Origin of the sequence: Streptomyces buecherae, from assembly GCF_014295035.1 — a bacterium.
Classification (GTDB): domain Bacteria; phylum Actinomycetota; class Actinomycetes; order Streptomycetales; family Streptomycetaceae; genus Streptomyces; species Streptomyces youssoufiensis.
Window position 1 is genome coordinate 2,044,628 of the sequence record NZ_CP060404.1, and the last position, 22,873, is coordinate 2,067,500.

Sequence of the window (22,873 nt, forward strand, 5' to 3'; positions counted from 1 at the left end):
GGCTGGCCCGTGGGCCCAGGGGGCGGCGGAGGCGGGCGGCCTCCCCGATCACGGAGCGCCGGGCACCGCGCGCCGGGCATCCGGGACTCCAGACGTCATAGCCGGCGCCTGGCCGCACAAGGAAGCGGCATGATGGCCCCATGCCCGAGGGAGACACCGTCTGGCGCGCCGCGCACCGCCTCCACGCCGCGTTGGCGGGCAAGCCCCTGACCCGGTGGGAGCTGCGCGCTCCCACCGGCGCCAGCCTGCGCCCCGACGCTCGCGGCAACCGACGCCCCCGCCTCCCCGACACCGACCTGACCGGGCGGCACGTACGCGAGGTCGTGCCGCGCGGCAAACACCTGCTCGCCCGCGTCGAGGGGGGCCTCACGCTCCACTCGCACCTGCGGATGGACGGCGCCTGGTACGTCTACGACACCGGTGAGCGCTGGCGCGGGGGCCCGGGACACCAGATCCGGGCGGTGCTCGGGGTGGCGGACCGTACGGCCGTCGGCTACCGGTTGCCCGTGCTCGGCCTCCTGCCCACGGCCGAGGAGCACACCGTCGTCGGCCATCTCGGCCCCGACCTGCTGGGCCCGGACTGGGACCCGGACGAGGCACTGCGCCGCGTGCTCGCCGCACCGCGCCGAGCGCTCGGCGAAGCGCTGCTGGACCAGCGCAACCTCGCGGGCATCGGCAACGTGTACAAGGCGGAGCTGTGCTTCCTGCTCCGGGTCAGCCCGTGGTCGCCGGTGGCCGATCTCGGCGCCTCGGCACACCAGAGACTGATGCCGCTGGCCAAGAAGTTGCTGGAGGTCAACAAGTCGCGCCCGACCCGGATCACCACCGCCGAGCGCCACCCCGACCACCGGCTGTGGGTCTACGGCCGCGCGGGCAAACCGTGCGCGCGCTGCGGCACCGTCATCCGCGTGGCCGAACAGACCAGCCCCGACGATCCCGCCAGCACCCCGGCCCGCATCACCTACTGGTGCCCCCGCTGCCAGCCGGGCCCCGCGCCCGAGCCGTCGCCGTAAGCCCCCACCCGCCACGGGCGCCACCAAGGCCGCTCCGGCCGAGTACGCACCCCAGCCGCGCGGCGACCAGGGCCAGGGCTTCCCTGGCGTCGACACCGCCCACCGCGGCCGCACCGGCTCTCCTCGCCATGCCGGGGCCACCCAGCACGGCCGGCAGGATCAACGCCCAGATCGGCCGTGCCCGACCCCGATCTCTGCCTCCGCCCCGGCCTCTACAAGCCCCGGAGCACCACCGCGCCCCGCGAGTCACTCCCGTACGACCAGCCGCGCTACGAAGAAGCGCGCCGCCCACCCCGCGTACGCCCCCGCGCCCACCGCCAGCCCGCGCGCCACCGCGCTCCGCCGCCGCCCACCCGTACGGGTTCGCGCGCCGCGAGCCGCGCCGGTGCCGCCGCGTCCGCTCTCCGCGCCGCAGGTCGCACCCGCACCACACCCGTCGCCCGCGTCGTCGGCCCCCGCGCTCCGTGGCGCGCCCGCCCGGACGACCGCTCGCCGCCGTTCCGACGACGGCCGGCCGGCACGCAGTGCACGGGCAGCAGGCTCAGGCCCCAGCCGCCCGCCAGCAGCACTCCCTCCACCGGCCCCGCCGGCGCGGACTCGGCGGCCGTCCACAACACGGCCCAACCCCAGGCCCCGCTCAGCAGCAGCGCGCCGGCCAGACGCACGGCGTCAGGCACCGCCGGCCGTCGCCCAGTCCCCGAACGCGCGATGCCTCGCCCGTATGCGACGGCGATGCCCCGACCCCGCGTGGCCCACCCGACGGCCCGGCCTCGTACGCCTCCGCCGGGCGCCTGGCGGGCACTCGCCACCCGGGGGCGGGGCGGGCTGAGAACGTCGGGCGGATATCGGCTCGTCTCGCATGTCCGGGCACCTCTCGCGGTCGGGCTCGGGGGCGCCGAACTCCGTCGCGCACCCCGTCTCGTCCTGTCGTGCCAGTCTCGCCCGGAGCCGCGCCCCACGCATCCAGAGCGTGTCCAGCGCGGCACCCCTGCGCCACCTCGCAGCGCGCCGTGCCGCGCGCCGAGGCGCCCCCGCACCGCCGGCGGCCCCACGACACGACGGAGCCGGCCCCACAACCTGTGAGGCCGGCTCCCGTGTCGACAGGGCCCCGCCGGATTCCGCCGACGTTCCGGTGGAGGCGCGAGATTCCGCGGAATCCGCCGCCCCGGCCCGGAACGCGTCGCCGTGTCAGCACACCCGGCAGCGCGAGTAAATGCCCGCTCGCGCAGGTCAGAGGCTCGTTTCGGCAATCCGAGCCCCGACCCGGCTCAGCCGGCCTCCGCCTGGAACATCCACGCGTGCTTCTCAAGGTCGGCGGTCAGGCCGATCAGGATGTCCTGCGACACCGGGTCGGGCTTGTCGGTGGCCTCGATGCGCTCGCGCATGCGGCCGATGACCGCGTTGAGCGCCCCGACCAGGATCTGCACGGCCTCGGTGTCCTTGATCCAGCCGTCCTTGACGGTCTCGATGCCGCTCGTCTTGGCGACGGTCTCGGCTCGGCCGTCCGGGCTCACGCCGATCGCGGAGGCGCGCTCGGCGACGGTGTCGGTGTGAGTCCGCGCGGATTCCACCACATCGTCGAGCTGCAGGTGGATGGAGCGGAACCGGGGGCCGATCACGTTCCAGTGCACCTGCTTGGCCACCAGGGACAGATCCACCAGGTCCACCAGCGCACCCTGAAGCGCGTCGCCGACGGTCTTCCGGTCCGACTCGGGCAGCGAGCTCTTGACGACAGTCATGAATTTCCTCCTATGTGACGGATAAGTCCCTTCCCTCACCCTGCCATACACCCGCGTACCCAGGCATACGCGGCATATGGCCAACCCGTCCCACCTTCTCGAACGGACCACCCACCTACCCCCCGCCACCAGCCCCACTCAGACCGGTACGACGCCGCTTCCCCACCGCCCCATCACCCCGCCGGGGCGGCACCCACCTGCCCCCGCACGCCGAACCAGCGACACCGGGCCAGCCAGCCCCGCCCCCGGACCAGCCAAGCCAGCCCGACCCAGACCAGCTAGGTCAGCCCGCCCGCCCCAGCCCACGCCAGACCAGCCAGCCAGCCAGCCAGCCCCCAAACGCCGTACGCCCCGTCCGGGATGCGGACGGGGCGTACGGGACAGCAGGTGCTCGGCTGATCGTGCGGCCGATGCGTGGCTTTCTAGGCGGCGACCACGTTGACCGCCTCGGTGGGCGCCTTGATGGTGACGCGCTCCTCCGGGACGGATGTCACCGAGGTCACGGACACGGAGTTCAGGCGTGGCCGCATCGGCGCCGGCACGGGCTCGCTCGCCGCGGCGGAACGCGCCAGTTCGGCGAGCGCCAGCTCGTCGCTCACTTCGCGCATCACCTGGGACATGCGTACGTCCAGGGCGTCGCAGATGGCGGAGAGCAGTTCGGAGGACGCTTCCTTCTGTCCTCGCTCGACTTCTGAGAGGTACCCCAGGGACACCCGGGCGGACGAGGAGACCTCGCGCAGCGTCCGGCCCTGGCGCTGACGCTGTCGGCGCAGCACGTCACCCAGCAGGCGACGGAGCAGAATCATCGCTGGCTCCCTCCTCGGACCGCGTATCCGGTTCCTTCTCGCCCCACCGTACCGCCTCGGGCTCCACCCGTGCGGGGGGCGATGTCGTGTTCACTCAGGGCTGCAAACATCAAAAGCGCCCACCCTGTTCCGTATCCTGTGCCCTTGCATTCTCGATCAATTCGCTCAGCAACAGTTCGAGGGCGGATGTGACGCTACGTGCCCGAATCTCGGCGCGGTTTCCAGCCAGTTGCAGCTCCGCGGCGGCCGACGCGTCGCGCGGGCCGGCGACCGCGATGTGGACGGTGCCCACCGGCTGGCCGTCCTGCGGCTCGGGCCCGGCGACCCCGGTGGTGGCGAGCGCCCAGTCGGCCCCGACGACGCGTCGTACGCCCCGTGCCATCTGGGCCGCGACCTCGGCGTCCACCGCCCCGCGCGCGGCGAGCAGCGACTCGTCCACGCCCAGCACGCCGGCCTTGACCTCGGTGGCGTACGCCGTGACCGAGCCGCGGAAGCAGCGCGAGGCGCCGGGCGCGTCCGTGAGCGCCGCGGCGAGCAGTCCGCCGGTCAGCGATTCGGCCACCGCCACGCTCTCGCCGCGGGCGCCGAGCGCCGACAGCACGTCGGTGGCGAGCGGCGCCCGCCGCGCGCGTGCGGCGACCGCCTCGTCCGCCAGCGCGCTCTCCTCCGTCACTGAATGCCCCTCAGTCACCGTGTTACCTCTCCACTCCCATCGGCTTCGAACGGCGGCGGGCGGTGGGGTCCCCACCGCCCGCCGCACGCCACTCCCTCATCGGGTTCCCCACTCCGCGCACGTCAGCGCACCGATTCCCGATCCGTCCCCGCTCGCGTGCGCGCGCGTTCGCGCTCGGCGGCGAGGCCGGCGCGGCGCAGCACGACGGCCTGGCGTACGTAGTCCAGGCCGGTCACCACGGTGAGCAGCACGGCCACCGCCATCACCCAGAAGCGCAGGGTGGCCAGCGGACCGGTCAGCGCGAGGATGTACATGCCCACGGCCGTGCCCTGCGCCAGCGTCTTCATCTTGCCGCCGCGACTGGCCGGAATGACGCCGTGCTTGATCACCCAGAAGCGCATCAGGGTGATGCCGATCTCGCGGAAGAGGATCACGCCGGTGACCCACCACGGCAGGTCGGACAGCACGGACAGGCAGACCAGCGCCGCGCCCATGATCGCCTTGTCCGCTATCGGGTCGGCGATCTTCCCGAAGTCGGTGACGAGGTTGTAGCGCCGCGCGAGCTGGCCGTCGAACAGGTCGGTGATCATCGCCACCGAGAACGCCGCCCACGCGAAGGAGCGCCAGGCCGGGTCGTAACCGTCGCCGTGCAGCATCAGCAGCACGAAACCCGGCACCAGCACGAGCCGCACCATGGTCAGGATGTTGGCGATGTTCCACAGCCCGACGGTGCGGGCGGTCACCGTCGCCGCACGGGCGCCTCCCGTCGCGGAGGCCGGGACTCCGGTCATCTGGCCGCCCCCTCGGGACACGCGTCGGCCAACGGCTCGGCGACCAGGTCCACGCCCTCCGACGCGATCACCTTCGCCTCCACCAGTTGGCCGGGCGCCAGCTCTCGGTCGGTGAGCAGCGTCGTCTGCCCGTCGGTCTCGGGAGCCTGGTGCGCGCCCCGGCCGACGGTGCCCTCGCTGTCGTCCACCCGGTCCACGAGCACCCGCACGGTCTCGCCCAGGCGCTCCTCGGCCCGCTGCGCCGTCAGCTCCTCGGCCAGTCGGGAGAGGTGCTCCAGGCGCTCGGCGACCAGTTCCGGGTCGAGCTTGTTGTCGTAGGTGGCCGCCTCGGTGCCGTCCTCGTCCGAGTACCCGAAGACGCCGATGGCATCCAACCGGGCTTCGGTGATGAAGCGCTCCAGCTCGGCGAAGTCGGCCTCGCTCTCGCCGGGGAAGCCCACGATGAAGTTGGAGCGCGCGCCGGCCTGCGGGTCCTTGCCCCGGATCTGGTCGAGCAGTTCCAGGAACCGGTCGGTGTCGCCGAACCGGCGCATGGCGCGCAGCACGCCGGGCGCGGAGTGCTGGAAGGAGAGGTCGAAGTACGGCGCGACCTTGTCCGTCGAGGTGAGGACGTCGACCAGGCCGGGTCGCAGCTCGGCGGGTTGCAGGTAGCTGACCCGCACCCGCTCGATGCCGTCCACCGCAGCCAGCTCGGGCAGCAGCGTCTCCAGGAGCCGGATGTCGCCGAGGTCCTTGCCGTAGGACGTGTTGTTCTCGGAGACCAGCATGATCTCCTTGACGCCCTGCTCGCCGAGCCAGCGGGTCTCGGTGAGCACGTCGGCGGGGCGGCGGGAGATGAACGAGCCGCGGAAGGAGGGGATGGCGCAGAAGGAGCAGCGTCGGTCGCAGCCGGAGGCGAGCTTGACGGAGGCCACCGGGCTGGTGCCCAGGCGGCGCCGGAGCGGGGCGCGCGGCCCCGATGCGGGAGCCACGCCGGCCGGGAGGTCCGCCAGGTCGGCCTGCGGTCCCTGGTCGGCCTCGGTGGCCGTGGCGCCGTGCCCGGGCAGCGCCACGCCGGCGCCCTGCCGCTCGGCGGGGCTGATCGGCAGCAGCTTGCGCCGGTCGCGCGGGGTGTGCGAGGCGTGCACACCGCCGGAGAGGATGGTGCGCAACCGGTCGGAGATGTCGGCGTAGTCGTCGAAACCGAGCACGCCGTCGGCCTCTGGCAGCGCCTCGGCCAGCTCTTTGCCGTATCTCTCGGCCATGCAGCCGACCGCGACGACGGCCTGGGTGCGGCCGTGGTCCTTCAGGTCGTTCGCTTCCAAGAGGGCGTCAACCGAGTCCTTTTTGGCGGCCTCGACGAAGCCACAGGTGTTGACGACGGCGACATCGGCTTCGCCGGCTTCCTCGACGAGCTCCCAGCCATCCGCCGCCAAGCGGCCTGCGAGCTCCTCCGAGTCCACCTCGTTACGGGCGCAGCCAAGAGTGACGAGAGCGACGGTACGGCGTTCGGGCATACGCTCAGACTACTTCGTTCCTGCACCTGTCCCCGCGCCAAGGGCACACGAGGCACCCGCCCGGTGCGCTCGGGGCGGCGCCCACCCGCCCCGATTCCGGGTATGCCCGAAACGAACCCGTCCCGATCAGCCCGCCTCGAGGTCTCCCTTGGTGTAGCTCAGGCGCTGGACCTGGCCGTCTTCGCCGACGTCCTTGACTTCCTTGCCGTTGACGAAGAGCTTGACCGCGCCGGCGTCGCCGAGCACCAGATCGATCCGCTTGGAGTCGGTGAACGTCTTCGACGCGCCCTGCTGGAGCACGCCGACGTGCAGCAGCCGCCCGTTGTGGTCCTTCGCGGAGATCCACGCCTGCCGGTCGGCGGCGGTGAGCTTGACCGTCACCTTGTTGGCGGGCACGCCGGCGACGGCGCTGTCGGACGGGTCGGGCTTGGGGTCGGCCGGCTTGGTCGTGGACTTCTCCGCCGACGGGGTGGGCTTGCCGGCGTCGGTGGCGTCGGCCGCGGTGCTGCCCGTCCCGTCGTCGCCGCCGCTGAACAGCGTGAAGCCGACGAACCCGACGACGGCCACGATGGCCGCGACCATGGCCGCGGTCCAGTTCGGGCGGCGCGGTTCGGAGCGGATGCGTTCGGCCTCGAAGAGCGGCGCGGCGGCGGTGGGCTCGGGACGGCCGCCGTGTTCCTCGTCGTACTGGGCGATGAGCGGAGCCGGATCGACCCCGACGGCGCGCGCGAGGGAACGGATGTGCCCCCGGGCGTAGACGTCGCCGCCACAGCGGGAGAAGTCGTCCTGCTCGATGCCGTGCACGATGGGGATGCGCACCCGGGTGGCGGTACTGACCTCGTCAACGGTCAGCCGGGCGCCGATGCGCGCCTGCTGGAGGACGCGGCCGATGGAAGGGCGGTCGTCTGCGGGGGAGTTGCCGATGGACACGAGGGTGCCTTTCGAGCGTGTAGCCACCTGCTGGAGGTTCAGTCTAGGGGTGGTACGAAAGGGTCGGGCAAGCGGGAGGCCGGACTTTGTACGCCATCGGAATGGCCGCACGGGTCCCGACTGTGGGCAGTATCGGGCGCCTCCCTCAACTTGACGTATCAGCAGAGGAAACGGTTGCCCGCAACCTTATGACGAGTGTTCCTCGCCACGGATAACGGCCAGCACCCCATCCAGTTCGTCCGGTTTGACGAGAACATCACGCGCCTTGGAGCCCTCGCTGGGCCCCACGATGTTCCGCGACTCCATCAGGTCCATCAGCCGACCCGCCTTCGCGAAGCCCACCCGCAGCTTGCGCTGCAACATCGAGGTGGAACCGAACTGCGTGGACACCACCAGCTCGGCGGCCTGGCACAGCAGGTCGAGGTCGTCGCCGATGTCCTCGTCGATCTCCTTCTTCTTCGCCGTACCCACCGTCACGTCATCGCGGAAGACCGGCGCCATCTGGTCCTTGCAGTGCCGGACCACGGCGCCCACCTCCTCCTCGGTGACGAAGGCGCCCTGCATCCGGACCGGCTTGCTCGCGCCCATCGGCAGGAACAGCCCGTCCCCCTTGCCGATGAGCTTCTCCGCGCCCGGCTGGTCGAGGATGACCCGGCTGTCGGCCAGCGAGGAGGTCGCGAACGCGAGCCGGGAGGGCACGTTCGCCTTGATCAGGCCGGTGACGACGTCGACCGACGGCCGCTGCGTCGCCAGCACCAGGTGGATGCCCGCCGCCCGCGCGAGTTGGGTGATGCGCACGATCGCGTCCTCCACGTCGCGCGGCGCCACCATCATCAGGTCCGCCAGCTCGTCCACGATGACCAGCAGGTACGGATACGGCGTCAGCTCGCGCTCGCTGCCTTCCGGCGGGCTGACCTTGCCCGAGCGCACCGCGGCGTTGAAGTCGTCGATGTGCCGGAAGCCGTACGCGGCCAGGTCGTCGTAGCGCAGGTCCATCTCGCGCACCACCCACTGCAGCGCCTCGGCGGCCCGCTTCGGGTTGGTGATGATCGGCGTGATCAGGTGCGGGATGCCCTCGTACGCGGTCAGCTCGACGCGCTTGGGGTCCACGAGCACCATGCGCACGTCCTCGGGCGTGGCCCGCATCATGATCGAGGTGATCAGGCAGTTGATGCACGAGGACTTACCCGAACCGGTCGCGCCCGCCACCAGCACGTGCGGCATCTTCGCCAGGTTGGCCATCACGTAGCCGCCCTCGACATCCTTGCCGAGCGCCACCAGCATCGGGTGCTCGTCGCCGGCCGCGTCGGCCAGCCGCAGCACGTCGCCGACGTTGACCATCTCGCGGTCGGTGTTGGGGATCTCGATGCCGACCGCGGACTTGCCCGGGATCGGGCTGATGATGCGCACGTCGGGGCTGGCGACGGCGTACGCGATGTTCTTGGTCAGCGCCGTGATCCGCTCGACCTTGACGGCCGGGCCGAGCTCCACCTCGTACCGGGTGACCGTCGGGCCGCGGGTGAAGCCGGTGACGGAGGCGTCCACCTTGAACTCGGTGAACACCGTCGTCAGCGAGGCCACCACGGCGTCGTTGGCCGCGCTGCGGGTCTTGCCCGGGCCGCCGCGCTCCAGCAGGTCGAGCGAGGGCAGCGCGTACGTGATGTCGCCGGCGAGCTGCAACTGCTCGGCGCGCGGCTGGAGGCCGCCGGGGCGCTCGGGCAGGTCCGGCGGCTCGGGCGTGGCGCGGGTGAGGTCGGGCACCTGCTCCACGGCGTTGCCCTGCTGCCCGCCCGCACCGTCGCGGTCCGCGCCCTGGCCACCCCGCGTGCCACGCGCGCCGGGCAGCCCCGCGCCGGAGTCGGTGCTGATGCCGCTGCTGAGCCCGGCGACCAGCGGCGAGGGCTGCACGCCGTGCAGCACCGCCCCGTCCAGCGAGGCGGCGGCGGCCGCCGCCACGTCCACCGCGTCCATCGGCCTGCTCTGCGGCGGCTCCACGTCGTCGGTGTCCGCGACGGCGGCGGCCCGGCGGGGCTTGCGCCGCTTGCTGAGCGCCTCCTCCTCCGCGCGCTCCGCGTCCGCCGCGCCCTCGTCGCCCCCGCGCGCGCCCCGCCGGGGGCGCCGGGCGGGCGCCTGCCGCCACTGGTCCGCGTACTCCTCGTCGTCGTACGCCTCGGGGTCGAGCACCTCGTGCGCGGCAAAGGCCGCGTCGTCGATGAGCCCGAGCCTGACCATGAGCTGGCGCATCCGCTGCGGGATCCTGTTCACCGGTGTCGCGGTCACCACGAGCAGGCCGAAGATCGTGACTAGGACCAGCAGCGCCACGGCGAGCGCCTCGCGCACCGTGAAGATCAACGGCTTGGACGCGGCCCAGCCGATCAGGCCGCCCGCGTCCTGCATGGCCTCGGTGCCCTCGTCCCGGCCCGGGGCGCCGCACGCGATGTGCACCTGCCCGAGGACGCCGAGGACCAGCGCGGACAGGCCGACCACGATGCGCCCGTTGGCCTCGGGTTTCTCCGGGTGCCGAAACAGCCGCATGGCCATGATCGCGAACAGGATCGGCACCACCAGGTCGAGCCGCCCGAACGTCACCGTCACCAGCATCTCGACCAGGTCGCCGACCGGCCCGTCCAGGTTCGACCAGGTGCCGGCGGCGACCACGAGCGCCACCCCGAACAGCAGCAGCGCCAGGCCGTCCTTGCGGTGCGCCGGGTCGAGCCCGCGCGCGCCGCGCCCTATGCCACGGAAGACCGCCCCCACCGCGCGCGCCAGGCCCCGCCAGATCGCGCGGATCATCCGCAGGAGGCCGCCGGTGGGGGACGGCGCCGCCTTGGGGGCCGCCTTCTTCGCCGGGGCCTTCTTCGCGGGCGCGGACTTCCTGGGCGGCGCCTTCTTGGCCGCGGCCTTCTTCGCGGGTGGTTTCGCGGCGGCCTTCTTCGCCGCGCCCGCGGCACGTCCGGCGGACTGCTTCGAGGTGCCCGCCGCGCTCGGGGAACCCTTGCCGGACGTACGAGAAGCCATGCGCCGAGGTTACCCGCGTCGGCCGTATGGGGCACGCACGCCCACGGTTTACCGTGCGGCGGGCGAGGGCCACTGGGGCGTCCGGGCCGCGGGAGGCGGGTCCGGGCGGGCCGTGGCGGCGGGCGAGGGGGTGTCAGGCCCGGCGTGGCGCGCCGAAGCTGAGGGAGGGCCAGCGCCGGGGCGGTGCGGCCGGGGCGCGTCGCGGGCGGTTGGTCACAGGCGTGTCGGTCGGGCGCGTGTCAGTGGGGTACGCGTCGGTCACGGCAAGGGCCAGCCGCCGGCGCCCGTGGGTCGCGCGGCGACGGGTCACCCGGCCCGGCCCGCGCGGCCTCCCCCGCGCCCGGTCGGGTCACCCCGTCCCGCGCGCCGAGGTCAGCTCTGCGACGACACCGCGCCGGCGCCGCTGCCCGCGCCCGGCTCCAGCGCGTCCAGCGCCCGCCGCAACCCGGTGAGCTTGCGCTCCAGGTGCGCGGCCGTCGCCACGGCGGCCGCGTCCGCGCTCTCGTCGAGCTGCTTGGACAGTGCCTCGGCCTGCTCCTCCACGGCCGCCAGCCGCGCCGAGAGCTCGGCGAGCAGTCCCACCGGCTCCTTGGCGTCGGCGGCCGGCTGACCGCCGTCCAACTGGAGCCGCAGCAGCGCCGCCTGCTCCCGCAGCTGACAGTTCTTCATGTACAGGTCGACGAAGACCGAGACCTTGGCGCGCAGCACCCACGGGTCGAAGGGCTTGGAGATGTAGTCCACCGCGCCCGCCGCGTACCCACGGAAGGTGTGGTGCGGGCCGTGGTTGATCGCCGTGAGGAAGATGATCGGGATGTCCCGGGTCCGCTCCCGGCGCTTGATGTGCGCGGCCGTCTCGAAGCCGTCCATGCCGGGCATCTGAACGTCCAACAGGATGACCGCGAAGTCGTCCGTCAACAGCGCCTTGAGCGCTTCCTCCCCGGACGATGCCCGCACCAGCGTCTGGTCCAGCGCGGAGAGAATGGCCTCCAACGCCAGCAGATTCTCCGGCCGGTCATCGACCAGGAGGATCTTGGCCTTCTGCACCATGCCTCGCCCTCCTCGCCCCGGCATGGGGTCCCCCCAGCTCGAAGTGCCGGGGGATGCACCGGGCGCCGCCCCAGGGGGCGACTCCCTTACGCCGCCCGCCCTTGTGCCGGTCATGGTAGCCGCACCCCGCTGCTCGCCACACCCTGTCACCGCGATGTCACTGTGCACATAGCGGAAACGCGGCGGGGACCGAGAAGGTTCCCCGAATGCCGCGTTTCCACACGTGTTTGGCCACAGTCAGTCAACGAAACCGCGAAACGCCGCCCCGTTACGTACGCTCCGTCACTCCGCGCGCATCCAGTGCCTCATCACCGTCAGCAAGTGATCGGTATCCACCGGCTTGGTGACGTAGTCGGACGCGCCGGCCTCGATGCTCTTCTCCCGGTCCCCCTTCATCGCCTTCGCGGTCAGCGCGACGATGGGCAACCCGGCGAACTGCGGCATCCTGCGGATCGCCGCCGTCGTCGCGTACCCGTCCATCTCCGGCATCATGATGTCCATCAGGACCAGCACCACGTCGTCGTGCTGCTCCAGGACCTCGATGCCCTCGCGCCCGTTCTCCGCGTACAGCACCTGGAGCCCGTGCTGCTCAAGCACGCTGGTCAGCGCGAAGACGTTGCGGATGTCGTCGTCCACGATGAGGACCTTCTCGCCATCGAACCCGGTGTTGCCACTGGGGTCGGCGACCAGGTCCTGGCCGGAGAGCATCCACGGCTCCGCCGGCTGCCGGCTCGCGTTGCCGCGCAGCGACCGCGGCGCTCGCCGCCCCGTGCCCAGCGCCGGCAACGGGCTGCCCGTGCCCCGTGACGCGTCACCGGCCGGCCCCTCCGCCGGGCGCTGACCGCCCGGGTCCTCGCCCGCCGGCCGCTCCGCGGCCTCTTCGTTCGCCCCGCCGGCCGGGCCCGACTCGCTCGCCGGCCCCTCCAGCTCCAGCGGCGCGGCGGGCTCGGTGGGCAGGGTGCTGATGTCGCTGACGGCCAGCTCCGGGTAGCCGTGCGGCGGCAGCACGTTCGGCTGCAGCGGCAGGTAGAGGGTGAACGTGGAGCCACGGCCCGGCTGGCTGTCGGCGTGGATCTCGCCGCCGAGCAGCCTGGCGATCTCGCGGCTGATGGACAGGCCGAGGCCGGTACCGCCGTACTTGCGGCTGGTCGTGCCGTCCGCCTGCTTGAACGCCTCGAAGATGACCCGCATCTTGCTGGCGGCGATGCCGATGCCGGTGTCGGTCACGGAGAAGGCGATCATCTCGGCGTCGGGGTCGCGCAGCGCGCCGTGTTCGAGGAGTTGTTCCCTGATCGCGTCGGGCACGTCCGCGCCGGCCGACCTGATGACCAGTTCCACCGCGCCGGTGTCGGTGAACTTCACGGCGTTGGACAGCAGGTTGCGCAACACCTGGAGCAGGCGCTGCTCGTCGGTGTTGAGCGTGGCGGGCAGCTCCGGCGAGACCCGTACCGAGAAGTCCAGGCCCTTCTCCGCCGTCAGCGGCCGGAACGTGGCCTCCACGTAGTCCACGAGCTGGACCACCGCGATCCGCGTCGGGCTGACGTCCATCTTGCCGGCCTCGACCTTCGACAGGTCGAGGATGTCGTTGATGAGCTGGAGCAGGTCGGAGCCGGCCCCGTGGATGGTCTCGGCGAACTCCACCTGCTTCGGGGAGAGGTTCCCGTCCGCGTTGTCGGCCAGCAACTTGGCCAGGATGAGCAGCGAGTTGAGCGGTGTGCGCAGCTCGTGCGACATGTTGGCCAGGAACTCGGACTTGTAGCGCATCGAGACCGCGAGCTGCTCCGCGCGCTCCTCCAGCACCTGCCGGGCCTCTTCGATCTCGGTGTTCTTGACCTCGATGTCGCGGTTCTGCCGGGCCAGCCGGTCCGACTTCTCCTCCAGTTCGGCGTTGGACGCCTGGAGCGCCTTCTGCCGGTTCTCCAGCTCGGCCGAGCGCTCGCGCAACTGCTCGGTCAGCTCCTGCGACTGCTTGAGCAGCACCTCGGTCTTGGTGTTGACGCTGATGGTGTTGACGCTGGTGCCGATCATCTCGGCGATCTGGTTCAGGAAGTCCTTCTGGATCTGCGTGAATGGCTGGAAGGAGGCCAGCTCGATCACGCCGAGCACCTGCCCCTCGAAGAGCACCGGCAACACGATGACCTGCGCCGGCGGCGCCTCACCGAGCCCGGAGCCGATCTTGAGGTAGCCGGCCGGGACGTTCTCGATGACGATGGTCCGCTTCTCCTCGGCGGCCGTCCCGACCAGCCCGTCACCCGGCTCGAAGGTGGTGGGCATGTCGTGCTTCGAGTAGCCGTAACCGCCGATCATGCGCAGCTCGTACGCCCCGCTCCCCGCACCGTCGCCGGCCTCCTGGGTGGCGTCCATGGCGTCGCCGGTGGGCGTGGCCAGGAAGAACGCGCCGTGCTGCGCGGTGACCACCGGCGTCAGCTCGCTCATGATCAGCCGCGCCACGTCCTCCATGTCGCGCCGGCCCTGCATGAGCCCGGAGATGCGGGCCAGGTTGCCCTTGAGCCAGTCCTGCTCCTTGTTGGCCAGCGTGGTCTCACGCAGGTTGGCGATCATCGTGTTGATGTTCTCCTGGAGCGCCAGGATCTCGCCCGCCGCGTCCGCCTCGATCTTGAGGCTGAGGTCGCCGCGGGTCACCGCGGTGGCCACCTCGGCGATGGCGCGCACGTGCCGGGTGAGGTTGCCGGCCATCTCGTTCACCGACACGGTCAGGTCCTGCCAGGTGCCGCTGACGCCGTCCACCCGGGCCTGGCCGCCGAGCTGCCCGTCCGTGCCCACCTCGCGGGCCACCCGGGTCACCTGCTCGGCGAACGAGGAGAGCTGGTCGACCATCGTGTTGACGGTCGTCTTCAGCTCCAGGATCTCGCCCCGCGCATCGATGTCGATCTTCTTCGTGAGGTCACCCTTGGCGATCGCGGTGGTCACCATCGCGATGTTGCGGACCTGTGCGGTCAGGTTCCCGGCCATCCCGTTCACCGAGTCGGTCAGGTCCTTCCAGGTCCCGGCGACGCCGGGCACCCGGGCCTGCTCGCCGAGGCGGCCCTCGGTACCCACCTCGCGGGCTACCCGCGTCACCTCGTCCGCGAACGAGGACAGCGTCGTGACCATCGTGTTCACCGTGTCCGCGAGCTGCGCGACCTCGCCGCGCGCCTCGACCGTCACCTTCTTCGTCAGGTCGCCGTTGGCCACCGCGGCCGAGACCTGCGAGATGTTGCGCACCTGGATGGTCAGGTTGTTGGCCATCAGGTTGACGTTCTCGCTCAGGTCCTTCCAGATACCGGTCACACCCGGCACCCGGGCCTGGCCGCCGAGCTGCCCCTCGGTGCCCACCTCGCGGGCGACGCGGGTGACCTGGTCGGCGAAGGAGGAGAGCTGGTCCACCATCGTGTTGACCGTGGTGACCAGCGCCAGGATCTCCCCCTTGGCGTCCACCGTGATCTTCTTCGACAGGTCGCCCTCGGCGACCGCGGTGGTGACCTCGGCGATGTTGCGGACCTGCGAGGTCAGGTTGTTGGCCATGAAGTTGACCGACTGGGTCAGGTCCTTCCAGGTGCCCGAGACGCCCTGCACCTCGGCCTGGCCACCGAGCCGGCCCTCGGTACCGACCTCGCGGGCCACCCGGGTGACCTCGCCGGCGAACGAGGAGAGCTGGTCCACCATCGTGTTGAGGGTGTTCTTCAGCTCCTGGATCTCGCCGCGGGCGTCCACGTCGATCTTCTGCGACAGATCGCCGCGCGCCACGGCCGTGGCCACCTGCGCGATGCTACGGACCTGCGCGGTCAGGTTCCCCGCCATGCTGTTCACCGAGTCGGTCAGGTCGCGCCACACCCCGGCCACGCCGGGCACCTGCGCCTGACCGCCCAGCCTGCCGTCCGTGCCCACCTCGCGGGCCACCCGCGTCACCTGCTCGGCGAAGGCCGAGAGCTGGTCGACCATCGTGTTGATGGTGTTCTTCAGCTCCAAGATCTCCCCGCGGGCGTCCACGTCGATCTTCTGCGACAGGTCACCGCGCGCGACCGCCGTGGTCACCTGGGCGATCTGCCGCACCTGGGACGTCAGGTTCCCGGCCATGAAGTTGACGGAGTCCGTCAGCTCCTTCCAGGTGCCGCTCACCCCGTCCACCTGGGCCTGCCCGCCGAGCCGCCCCTCGGTGCCGACGTCCCGCGCCATCCGCGTGACCTGGTCGGCGAAGAGCGAGAGCTGGTCCACCATGGTGTTGACGGTGTTCTTGAGCTGGAGCATCTCGCCGGAGACGTCGACCGTCACCTTCTGCGACAGGTCACCGTTGGCCACCGCCGTCGTCACCTGCGCGATATTGCGCACCTGGCCGGTGAGGTTGCGGAAGGCGGTGTTGACCGAGTCGGTCAGGTCCTTCCAGGTCCCCGCCGCGCCCGGCACCTGTGCCTGGCCGCCCAGCTCGCCCTCGACGCCCACCTCGCGCGCGACGCGCGTCACCTCGGCACCGAACGAGGAGAGCTGGTCGACCATCGTGTTGACGGTGTTCTTCAGCTCCAGCATCTCGCCGGAGACGTCGACCGTCACCTTCTGCCCCAGATCACCGTTGGCCACCGCCGTCGTGACCTGCGCGATGTCCCGTACCTGCGTGGTGACGTTGCGGAAGGCGGTGTTCACCGAGTCGGTCAGGTCCTTCCAGGTCCCCGCCGCGCCCGGCACCTGCGCCTGCCCGCCCAGCAGACCCTCGGCACCCACCTCGCTGGCCACCCGGGTCACCTCGTCGGCGAAGGTGCGCAGCGTCTCGGTCATCGTGTTGATCGTGCCCGCGAGCTGCGCGATCTCGCCGCGCGCGCTCACCGTGACCTTCTGCGACAGGTCGCCGCTGGCGACCGCCGTCGTCACCTGGGCGATCCCGCGGACCTGCGCGGTCAGGTTGCCGGCCATGAGGTTGACGGAGTCGGTCAGGTCCTTCCAGACCCCGGCCACGCCCGGCACCTTGGCCTGCCCGCCCAGCTCGCCCTCGGTGCCCACCTCGCGCGCCACCCGCGTCACCTCGGACGCGAACGACGAGAGCTGGTCCACCATCGTGTTGACGGTGTTCTTCAGTTCGAGCATCTCGCCGGCCACGTGCACCGTGACCTTGCGCGACAGGTCGCCCTTGGCGACCGCCGTGGTGACCAGCGCGATGTCGCGGACCTGCGCCGTCAGCCGGGACGCCATGGTGTTGACGGAGTCGGTCAGGTCCTTCCACGAACCCGACATCCCGCGCACCCGGGCCTGACCGCCCAGCTTGCCCTCCGTACCGACCTCGCTCGCTACCCGCGTCACCTCGTCGGTGAACGCAGAGAGCTGGTCCACGAGCCCGTTGACCGTGCGCCCGACCTTGAGGAACTCGCCGCGCAGCGGGTGCGCGGAACCGTCCGCTCCGCGCGAACGCAGGTCCATCCGCTGCTGGAGGTCGCCCTCGGCGACCGCGGACAGCACCCGTCCGACCTCGGACACCGGGCGTACGAGATCGTCGACCAGGGCGTTGGACGCGTCGATCGCCGCGGCCCAGGAGCCCTCGCAGGCCCCGGCCTCCAGGCGCTCGGTGAGCTTGCCCTCCCGGCCGACGACCCGGCGCACCCGCGCCAGCTCCCCGGTGAGCTGCAGGTTGCGGTCGGCAACCTCGTTGAATACCGCGGCGATCTCGGACATGGCGCCCTCGCCCGAGACCGTCAGACGCTTGCGGAAATTGCCGTCCCGCATGGCAGTCAGCGCCGTCAGCAGCCGGTTCAGGGCTGCCGTATCTACCTCGGTCGTCCCGTTCGTACGGGTACGTCCGCTTTTCGCGCGCGTGCTCGTGCCCCGCGCGGCTGCGCCAGACTCCACCGTATGCCTCCCGCAGGGTCGACCATCCTCGTCGGGCTCTCTTTTGAGCCTTCCCAGTGTTTCACCATGGCCCAACCAGGCCATAACAGTTCGGCAGCATCGCACACCGTCGGGGACGCGCTCGGGGTGGAATCACAGGCGACCGGCATCCGCGCGCACGGCGAAGGTAAGTAACCTGGCATTCGGCTAGGGCATCGGAGGGGCGCTGCGACATGGGTGAGCAGATCGCCGAGACACGTATGAGGAGACCTGTGATCACCGCGCGGGCAGCCGCCACCTTCGACCCGGTCGGCCGCTCGGTCGCCTCCGCCCGCGCCTTCGTCCGCGACACGCTCCAGGGCTGGGGGTTCACCGACGTCGTCGACGACGCCGTCGTGCTCACCAGCGAACTCGTCACCAACGCCGTGGTGCACGCCGGGACCGCCGCCGACGTGGCCTGCATGCGCACCGACACCGGCGTACGCGTCGAGGTCGGCGACCGCTATCCGGAGCGCGAGGTCCCGCTCCAGAGCGCCGGCGTCCAGTTCGGCAGCCCGGACCGGGAGGGCGGACGCGGCCTCCTGCTGTGCGCGGCCCTGGCCTCCCGCTGGGGCGTGGAGTACACCGCCACCAACAAGCAGGTCTGGTTCCAGCTCGACCTGCCCGACCGCCCCGCCGGCACCCGCTCCGCCGGCCCCGCGCTGCCCGTCGGCGCACTGCCGGTCACCGACGCCCGGGTCCGCGTCGCGGTCATCCAGATCGACAGCCTCGGCGGCATCAGCTCCTGGAACGAGGACGCTCAGAACCTCTTCGGCTTCGGCCCCGAGCAGGTCACGGGAAAGCAGCTCACGGACTTCGCGGCCTGGCCCCACACCCCCGGCACCAGCACCGGCATCGTCGAGGCCCTCCAGCTCTCCCGCTGGGAGGGCTCGTACGGCATCCGCGGCGCCGACGGCCGCGTCATCCCCGTCTACGCCTCCCATCTGCGGGTCCGCGACGCCGACGGCGACCCGTCCACCGTCTGTCTGCTCGTCCGCGACCACGAGCGCGCCATCCTGCAGTCCCCGTCGCGCGCCCCCGCCTCCGACCGGCACACCGCGTCCGAGCGGGGCTCTGCCACCGACGCGTTCGAGGTCTTCATCGGCTCCCCGGCCCCGGACGACCTCGACGGGCTGCTCCAGCGCACCGTGGAACGGGCCCGCGACATGCTCGACGGCGACAGCGCCTACCTCCTGCTCGCCACCGACGACGAGACCGAACTCGAGGTCCGTGCCTCCACCGGCCTGCCCTCCTCCCGCCAGCGCTTCGCCCGCGTGCCCGTCGAGGCAGGCTCGGGGCGGTACGGGTCGGCTCGGATGCCCGCCGTCCACGAGGACCTCAGCGCCGTGCCGGGCGCCGTGCCACTGCTCAGCAACACCGGCATGCGCTCGGTCGTCACCGTTCCGCTCAAGGTCGAGGGGCGGTTGACCGGCTCACTCGGCGTCGCCGCCGAGGCCCCCGGCCGGTACAGCAACGAGGAGGCGCTGCGGCTCCAGTTCGCCGCCGACCGCATCGCCCTGGCCGTCGAGTCCGCCCGGCTGACCGAGCTGGAGCGGCTGCGCCGCGGCTCGCTCTCCTTCCTCGTCGAGGCGTCCGACCTGCTCGCCGGCACCCTGGACCGGGACCAGACGCTCGCGCTGATGGCCCAGATGACGGTGCCGACGCTGGCCACCTGGTGCGCCGTGTACACCATCGCCGACCCGGCGTCCGAACCCGAGCTCTCCTACGTGCTGCACGAGGACGAGGACCGCATCGACGGCCTCAAGGCACTGCTCGCCAAGGTCGACCCGCCGGAGCCGGTGACCACGCCCGGCGCGCAGGTATGGACCGCGCCGGCGCACGCCGCGCACGCCGCCGCGCTGCGCACCTCACTGCGCAGCCTGGGCCTCGGCGATTCGGTACGACCGGCCACCGGCCCGGGCACGGCCCTGGCCACGGCATCCGCGGTCGGCGGCGAGACGGTGGTGCTGCCGCTCGTGGCCCGTAACCGCGTCATCGGCATGCTCACCCTCGGCAAGCCCACCGACGAGCACTTCCGGCAGGAGATCCTCGAACTCGCCGAGGACCTCTCGCGCCGAGCCGCGCTCGCCCTGGACAACGCCCGCCTGTACTCCGAGCGCACGGCCATCAGCCAGTCCCTCCAGCGCAGCCTGCTGCCGCCGGAGCTGCCCGACGTGCCGGGCGTCGAGGTCGAGGTCATCTACCGCGCGGCCGGCGAGGGCAACGAGGTCGGCGGCGACTTCTACGACCTCTTCCCGATCCGCGACGGCGCCTACGGCTTCGCCATCGGCGACGTGTGCGGGACCGGCCCGGAGGCCGCGGCCGTCACCGGTCTGGCCCGACACGCGCTGCGGCTGCTCGCCCGCGAGGGCTTCGGCGGCCCCGCCGTACTGGAGCGCCTGAACGCCGCCATCCTCGACGAGGGGGCCCGCAGCCGCTTCCTGACCCTGCTCTACGGAGAGCTGTGGCCGCAGGAGGACGGCAGCGCCACCCTCAAGATCGTCTGCGCCGGGCACCCGCTGCCCCTACGGCTGCGCCAGACCGGCGACGTCGAGGCGGCGGCCGAACCGCAGCCACTGCTCGGCGTCATGGACGACCTGGAACTGTACGAGCAGACGGTGTCCCTCGCCCCCGGCGATGTGCTGCTGTGCGTCACCGACGGCGTCACGGAGCGCCGCGAGGGCACCCGCATGCTCGGCGACGACGGCCTGGTCGACGTCCTCACCACGTGTACGGGCCTGACGGCGGGCGCGGTCGCCACCCGCGTGCTGCGCGCGGTGGAACGCTTCGCCGCGCAGCCGGCGTCGGACGACATGGCCATCCTCGCCATGCGGGTCCCCGAGCTCCAACTCGAGCCGCAGACCACCTGATCGAGCGACAACCGGCCCAAGCCGGCCGGTACGCGAAGAGGCCCCCACCAGACGGTGAGGGCCTCTTGTTAGCGAGCCCCAATACGGAATCGAACCGTAGACCTTCTCCTTACCATGGAGACGCTCTGCCGACTGAGCTATTGGGGCGCAGCGACGAAAAGAATCTTACCCGAACTCACGAGCGCTTCTGACCATGCCGAGTAGGCCCAACGCCCGCCGCCACGGGGCCGAACCCGGCCTTATGAGGCGGGCTGCAGAAGCCCGCCGAGCGCGTTGCAGGCGGCGACGACACGCTGCACCTCACGCCGCGACATTCCGGCCGCCACCGGCAGCGCCAGGGACTCGTCAGCGGCCCGCTCGGTCTCGACCAGCCACACGTCACGCCGAAACGCCGCACTGCGGTGCACCGGGGTCTGTACGGGAACTTGGCAGTCGACGCCACGGGCCCGCAGGGCGCGCGCGAACGCGTCCCGGTCCGGCCTGCCGTTGCCCGGCACCCGCACCACGTACTGCTGGAACCCGTGCGTCTCCGCGGAACGCGGCTGCGGGGTGAGCACGCCCTTGAGTCGGGCACTCAGGTACCGGGCGTGCTGCTGTCGCCGCGCGATGTCGGCCGTCGGCTCGGCGACCAGGCCGTGCCCGATGACCGCGAGCTGGTGCCGCTGGCCCAGTTCGGCCAGGCGGGCCAGGTCCGCGGGGTGGCCGAAGGTGTGAACGGCCACGACGGCACGGGTCCGCTCGGTCACCACGGCCTCCACGGCCGCGGGAGCGAGGCAGAAGGACGCCGGGTCTATGTCGGCGAACACTGGCTCCGCTCCCAGGGCCAGCACTATGTGGGCGGTCTCGCACACGTCGTACGAGGGCACGATCACCTCGTCGCCGGCACGCACGCCCGCCCGTGCCAACTCATGTCGCAGCTCATCCGCTGGAGTCCCCATAGGCCGGATGGTGCCCATCAAATATGAACACCGAGTGACCTGGAGCACAACGCAGAAGAGCCTTGTCGGGACCAGGGTCCCAACAAGGCTCTTCTCAAGAGGAGTTCGGCGGCGTCCTACTCTCCCACAGGGTCCCCCCTGCAGTACCATCGGCGCTGAAAGGCTTAGCTTCCGGGTTCGGAATGTAACCGGGCGTTTCCCTAACGCAATAACCACCGAAACACTATGAAATAAACCAACCGGACAATGACACAGTCGTTATTTCAGAACCAACACAGTGAACGCGAGCAACTGAGGACAAGCCCTCGGCCTATTAGTACCAGTCAACTCCACCCCTTACGAGGCTTCCATATCTGGCCTATCAACCCAGTCGTCTACTGGGAGCCTTACCCCATCAAGTGGGTGGGAGCCCTCATCTCGAAGCAGGCTTCCCGCTTAGATGCTTTCAGCGGTTATCCCTCCCGAACGTAGCCAACCAGCCATGCCCTTGGCAGGACAACTGGCACACCAGAGGTTCGTCCGTCCCGGTCCTCTCGTACTAGGGACAGCCCTTCTCAAGACTCCTACGCGCACAGCGGATAGGGACCGAACTGTCTCACGACGTTCTAAACCCAGCTCGCGTACCGCTTTAATGGGCGAACAGCCCAACCCTTGGGACCGACTCCAGCCCCAGGATGCGACGAGCCGACATCGAGGTGCCAAACCATCCCGTCGATATGGACTCTTGGGGAAGATCAGCCTGTTATCCCCGGGGTACCTTTTATCCGTTGAGCGACGGCGCTTCCACAAGCCACCGCCGGATCACTAGTCCCGACTTTCGTCCCTGCTCGACCCGTCAGTCTCACAGTCAAGCTCCCTTGTGCACTTACACTCAACACCTGATTGCCAACCAGGCTGAGGGAACCTTTGGGCGCCTCCGTTACCCTTTAGGAGGCAACCGCCCCAGTTAAACTACCCACCAGACACTGTCCCTGATCCGGATCACGGACCCAGGTTAGACATCCAGCACGACCAGAGTGGTATTTCAACAACGACTCCACACACACTGGCGTGCATGCTTCACAGTCTCCCACCTATCCTACACAAGCCGAACCGAACACCAATATCAAGCTATAGTAAAGGTCCCGGGGTCTTTCCGTCCTGCTGCGCGAAACGAGCATCTTTACTCGTAATGCAATTTCACCGGGCCTATGGTTGAGACAGTCGAGAAGTCGTTACGCCATTCGTGCAGGTCGGAACTTACCCGACAAGGAATTTCGCTACCTTAGGATGGTTATAGTTACCACCGCCGTTTACTGGCGCTTAAGTTCTCAGCTTCGCCAACCCGAAAGTCAGCTAACCGGTCCCCTTAACGTTCCAGCACCGGGCAGGCGTCAGTCCGTATACATCGCCTTACGGCTTCGCACGGACCTGTGTTTTTAGTAAACAGTCGCTTCTCGCTGGTCTCTGCGGCCACCCCCAGCTCAAGGCGTAAAGCCCATCACCAGAAATGACCCCCCTTCTCCCGAAGTTACGGGGGCATTTTGCCGAGTTCCTTAACCATAGTTCACCCGAACGCCTCGGTATTCTCTACCTGACCACCTGAGTCGGTTTAGGGTACGGGCCGCCATGAAACTCGCTAGAGGCTTTTCTCGACAGCATAGGATCATCCACTTCACCACAATCGGCTCGGCATCAGGTCTCACCCTCATGTCATCCGGAT

The 22,873-nt window shown here is 70.6% G+C and carries 12 protein-coding genes, 1 tRNA gene and 2 rRNA genes (1 of these 15 only partly in view); 2 read left to right on the forward strand and 13 right to left on the reverse strand.

Annotated elements, in window-relative coordinates; translation table 11 throughout:
* The first annotated feature begins 140 nt into the window (after positions 1–140).
* On the forward strand, positions 141–1,013 hold the full coding sequence (locus H7H31_RS07440; RefSeq protein ID WP_187060941.1) for an Fpg/Nei family DNA glycosylase: 873 nt from the start codon (positions 141–143) through the stop codon (positions 1,011–1,013).
* Positions 1,014–2,281: 1,268 nt separating this feature from the next.
* Here H7H31_RS07440 and H7H31_RS07445 read toward each other — a convergent pair.
* From H7H31_RS07445 to H7H31_RS07485, 9 genes are all read right to left on the reverse strand, one after another.
* Positions 2,282–2,752 carry a Dps family protein gene (locus H7H31_RS07445; RefSeq protein WP_187059615.1) on the reverse strand — a complete coding sequence of 157 codons (471 nt, stop codon included), beginning with the start codon at positions 2,750–2,752 and terminating at the stop codon, positions 2,282–2,284.
* Between the two features lie 422 nt (positions 2,753–3,174).
* Positions 3,175–3,558 carry a helix-turn-helix domain-containing protein gene (locus tag H7H31_RS07450; RefSeq protein WP_176164453.1) on the reverse strand — a complete coding sequence of 128 codons (384 nt, stop codon included), beginning with the start codon at positions 3,556–3,558 and terminating at the stop codon, positions 3,175–3,177.
* A 109-nt stretch (positions 3,559–3,667) separates the two neighbouring features.
* A complete protein-coding gene (locus H7H31_RS07455) occupies positions 3,668–4,159 on the reverse strand; it encodes a CinA family protein (protein WP_187063347.1) in 492 nt (163 codons plus the stop codon).
* 194 nt (positions 4,160–4,353) lie between these two features.
* Positions 4,354–5,022, reverse strand: coding sequence for a CDP-diacylglycerol--glycerol-3-phosphate 3-phosphatidyltransferase (gene pgsA, locus H7H31_RS07460; protein ID WP_187063342.1), 669 nt, complete (start codon positions 5,020–5,022; stop codon positions 4,354–4,356).
* Positions 5,019–6,518, reverse strand: coding sequence for a 30S ribosomal protein S12 methylthiotransferase RimO (gene rimO / locus H7H31_RS07465; RefSeq protein ID WP_176164451.1), 1,500 nt, complete (start codon positions 6,516–6,518; stop codon positions 5,019–5,021). The genes pgsA and rimO overlap by 4 nt, the downstream gene beginning before the upstream one ends.
* Positions 6,519–6,644: 126 nt before the next feature.
* On the reverse strand, positions 6,645–7,448 hold the full coding sequence (locus H7H31_RS07470) for a helix-turn-helix domain-containing protein (RefSeq protein WP_187063348.1): 804 nt from the start codon (positions 7,446–7,448) through the stop codon (positions 6,645–6,647).
* A gap of 186 nt (positions 7,449–7,634) precedes the next feature.
* Positions 7,635–10,466: a DNA translocase FtsK gene (locus H7H31_RS07475; RefSeq protein WP_187063343.1), complete on the reverse strand. Its 2,832-nt coding sequence runs from the start codon at positions 10,464–10,466 to the stop codon at positions 7,635–7,637.
* 372 nt (positions 10,467–10,838) lie between these two features.
* A complete protein-coding gene (locus tag H7H31_RS07480; RefSeq protein WP_187063344.1) occupies positions 10,839–11,513 on the reverse strand; it encodes a response regulator in 675 nt (224 codons plus the stop codon).
* Positions 11,514–11,795: 282 nt separating this feature from the next.
* Positions 11,796–17,345 carry a HAMP domain-containing protein gene (locus H7H31_RS07485; RefSeq protein WP_187063345.1) on the reverse strand — a complete coding sequence of 1,850 codons (5,550 nt, stop codon included), beginning with the start codon at positions 17,343–17,345 and terminating at the stop codon, positions 11,796–11,798.
* 251 nt (positions 17,346–17,596) lie between these two features.
* On the opposite strand from H7H31_RS07485, the gene H7H31_RS07490 reads away from it, so the two are divergent.
* Entirely contained in the window at positions 17,597–20,233 is a 2,637-nt protein-coding gene (locus H7H31_RS07490; RefSeq protein ID WP_187063349.1) for a SpoIIE family protein phosphatase, read from the forward strand.
* A 74-nt stretch (positions 20,234–20,307) separates the two neighbouring features.
* Here H7H31_RS07490 and H7H31_RS07495 read toward each other — a convergent pair.
* From H7H31_RS07495 to H7H31_RS07510, 4 genes are all read right to left on the reverse strand, one after another.
* A tRNA-Thr gene (locus H7H31_RS07495) sits at positions 20,308–20,380 on the reverse strand.
* A 92-nt stretch (positions 20,381–20,472) separates the two neighbouring features.
* Positions 20,473–21,171 (reverse strand): DegT/DnrJ/EryC1/StrS family aminotransferase, encoded by a 699-nt coding sequence (locus H7H31_RS07500; protein WP_187063346.1) that lies wholly within the window; start codon positions 21,169–21,171, stop codon positions 20,473–20,475.
* Positions 21,172–21,274: 103 nt separating this feature from the next.
* Positions 21,275–21,391, reverse strand: a 5S ribosomal RNA gene (gene rrf, locus H7H31_RS07505).
* Between the two features lie 73 nt (positions 21,392–21,464).
* Positions 21,465–22,873: ribosomal RNA gene (locus H7H31_RS07510) — 23S ribosomal RNA — on the reverse strand (it continues 1,713 nt past the right edge of the window).

Bases quoted from the DNA above. Each gene is read 5' to 3' on its own strand.
- H7H31_RS07480 (WP_187063344.1), bottom strand. From the start codon at position 11,513: ATGGTGCAGAAGGCCAAGATCCTCCTGGTCGATGACCGGCCGGAGAAT.
- H7H31_RS07475 (WP_187063343.1), bottom strand. From the start codon at position 10,466: ATGGCTTCTCGTACGTCCGGCAAGGGTTCCCCGAGCGCGGCGGGCACC.
- rimO (WP_176164451.1), bottom strand. From the start codon at position 6,518: ATGCCCGAACGCCGTACCGTCGCTCTCGTCACTCTTGGCTGCGCCCGT.
- pgsA (WP_187063342.1), bottom strand. From the start codon at position 5,022: ATGACCGGAGTCCCGGCCTCCGCGACGGGAGGCGCCCGTGCGGCGACG.
- H7H31_RS07440 (WP_187060941.1), top strand. From the start codon at position 141: ATGCCCGAGGGAGACACCGTCTGGCGCGCCGCGCACCGCCTCCACGCC.
- H7H31_RS07500 (WP_187063346.1), bottom strand. From the start codon at position 21,171: ATGGGGACTCCAGCGGATGAGCTGCGACATGAGTTGGCACGGGCGGGC.
- H7H31_RS07445 (WP_187059615.1), bottom strand. From the start codon at position 2,752: ATGACTGTCGTCAAGAGCTCGCTGCCCGAGTCGGACCGGAAGACCGTC.
- H7H31_RS07450 (WP_176164453.1), bottom strand. From the start codon at position 3,558: ATGATTCTGCTCCGTCGCCTGCTGGGTGACGTGCTGCGCCGACAGCGT.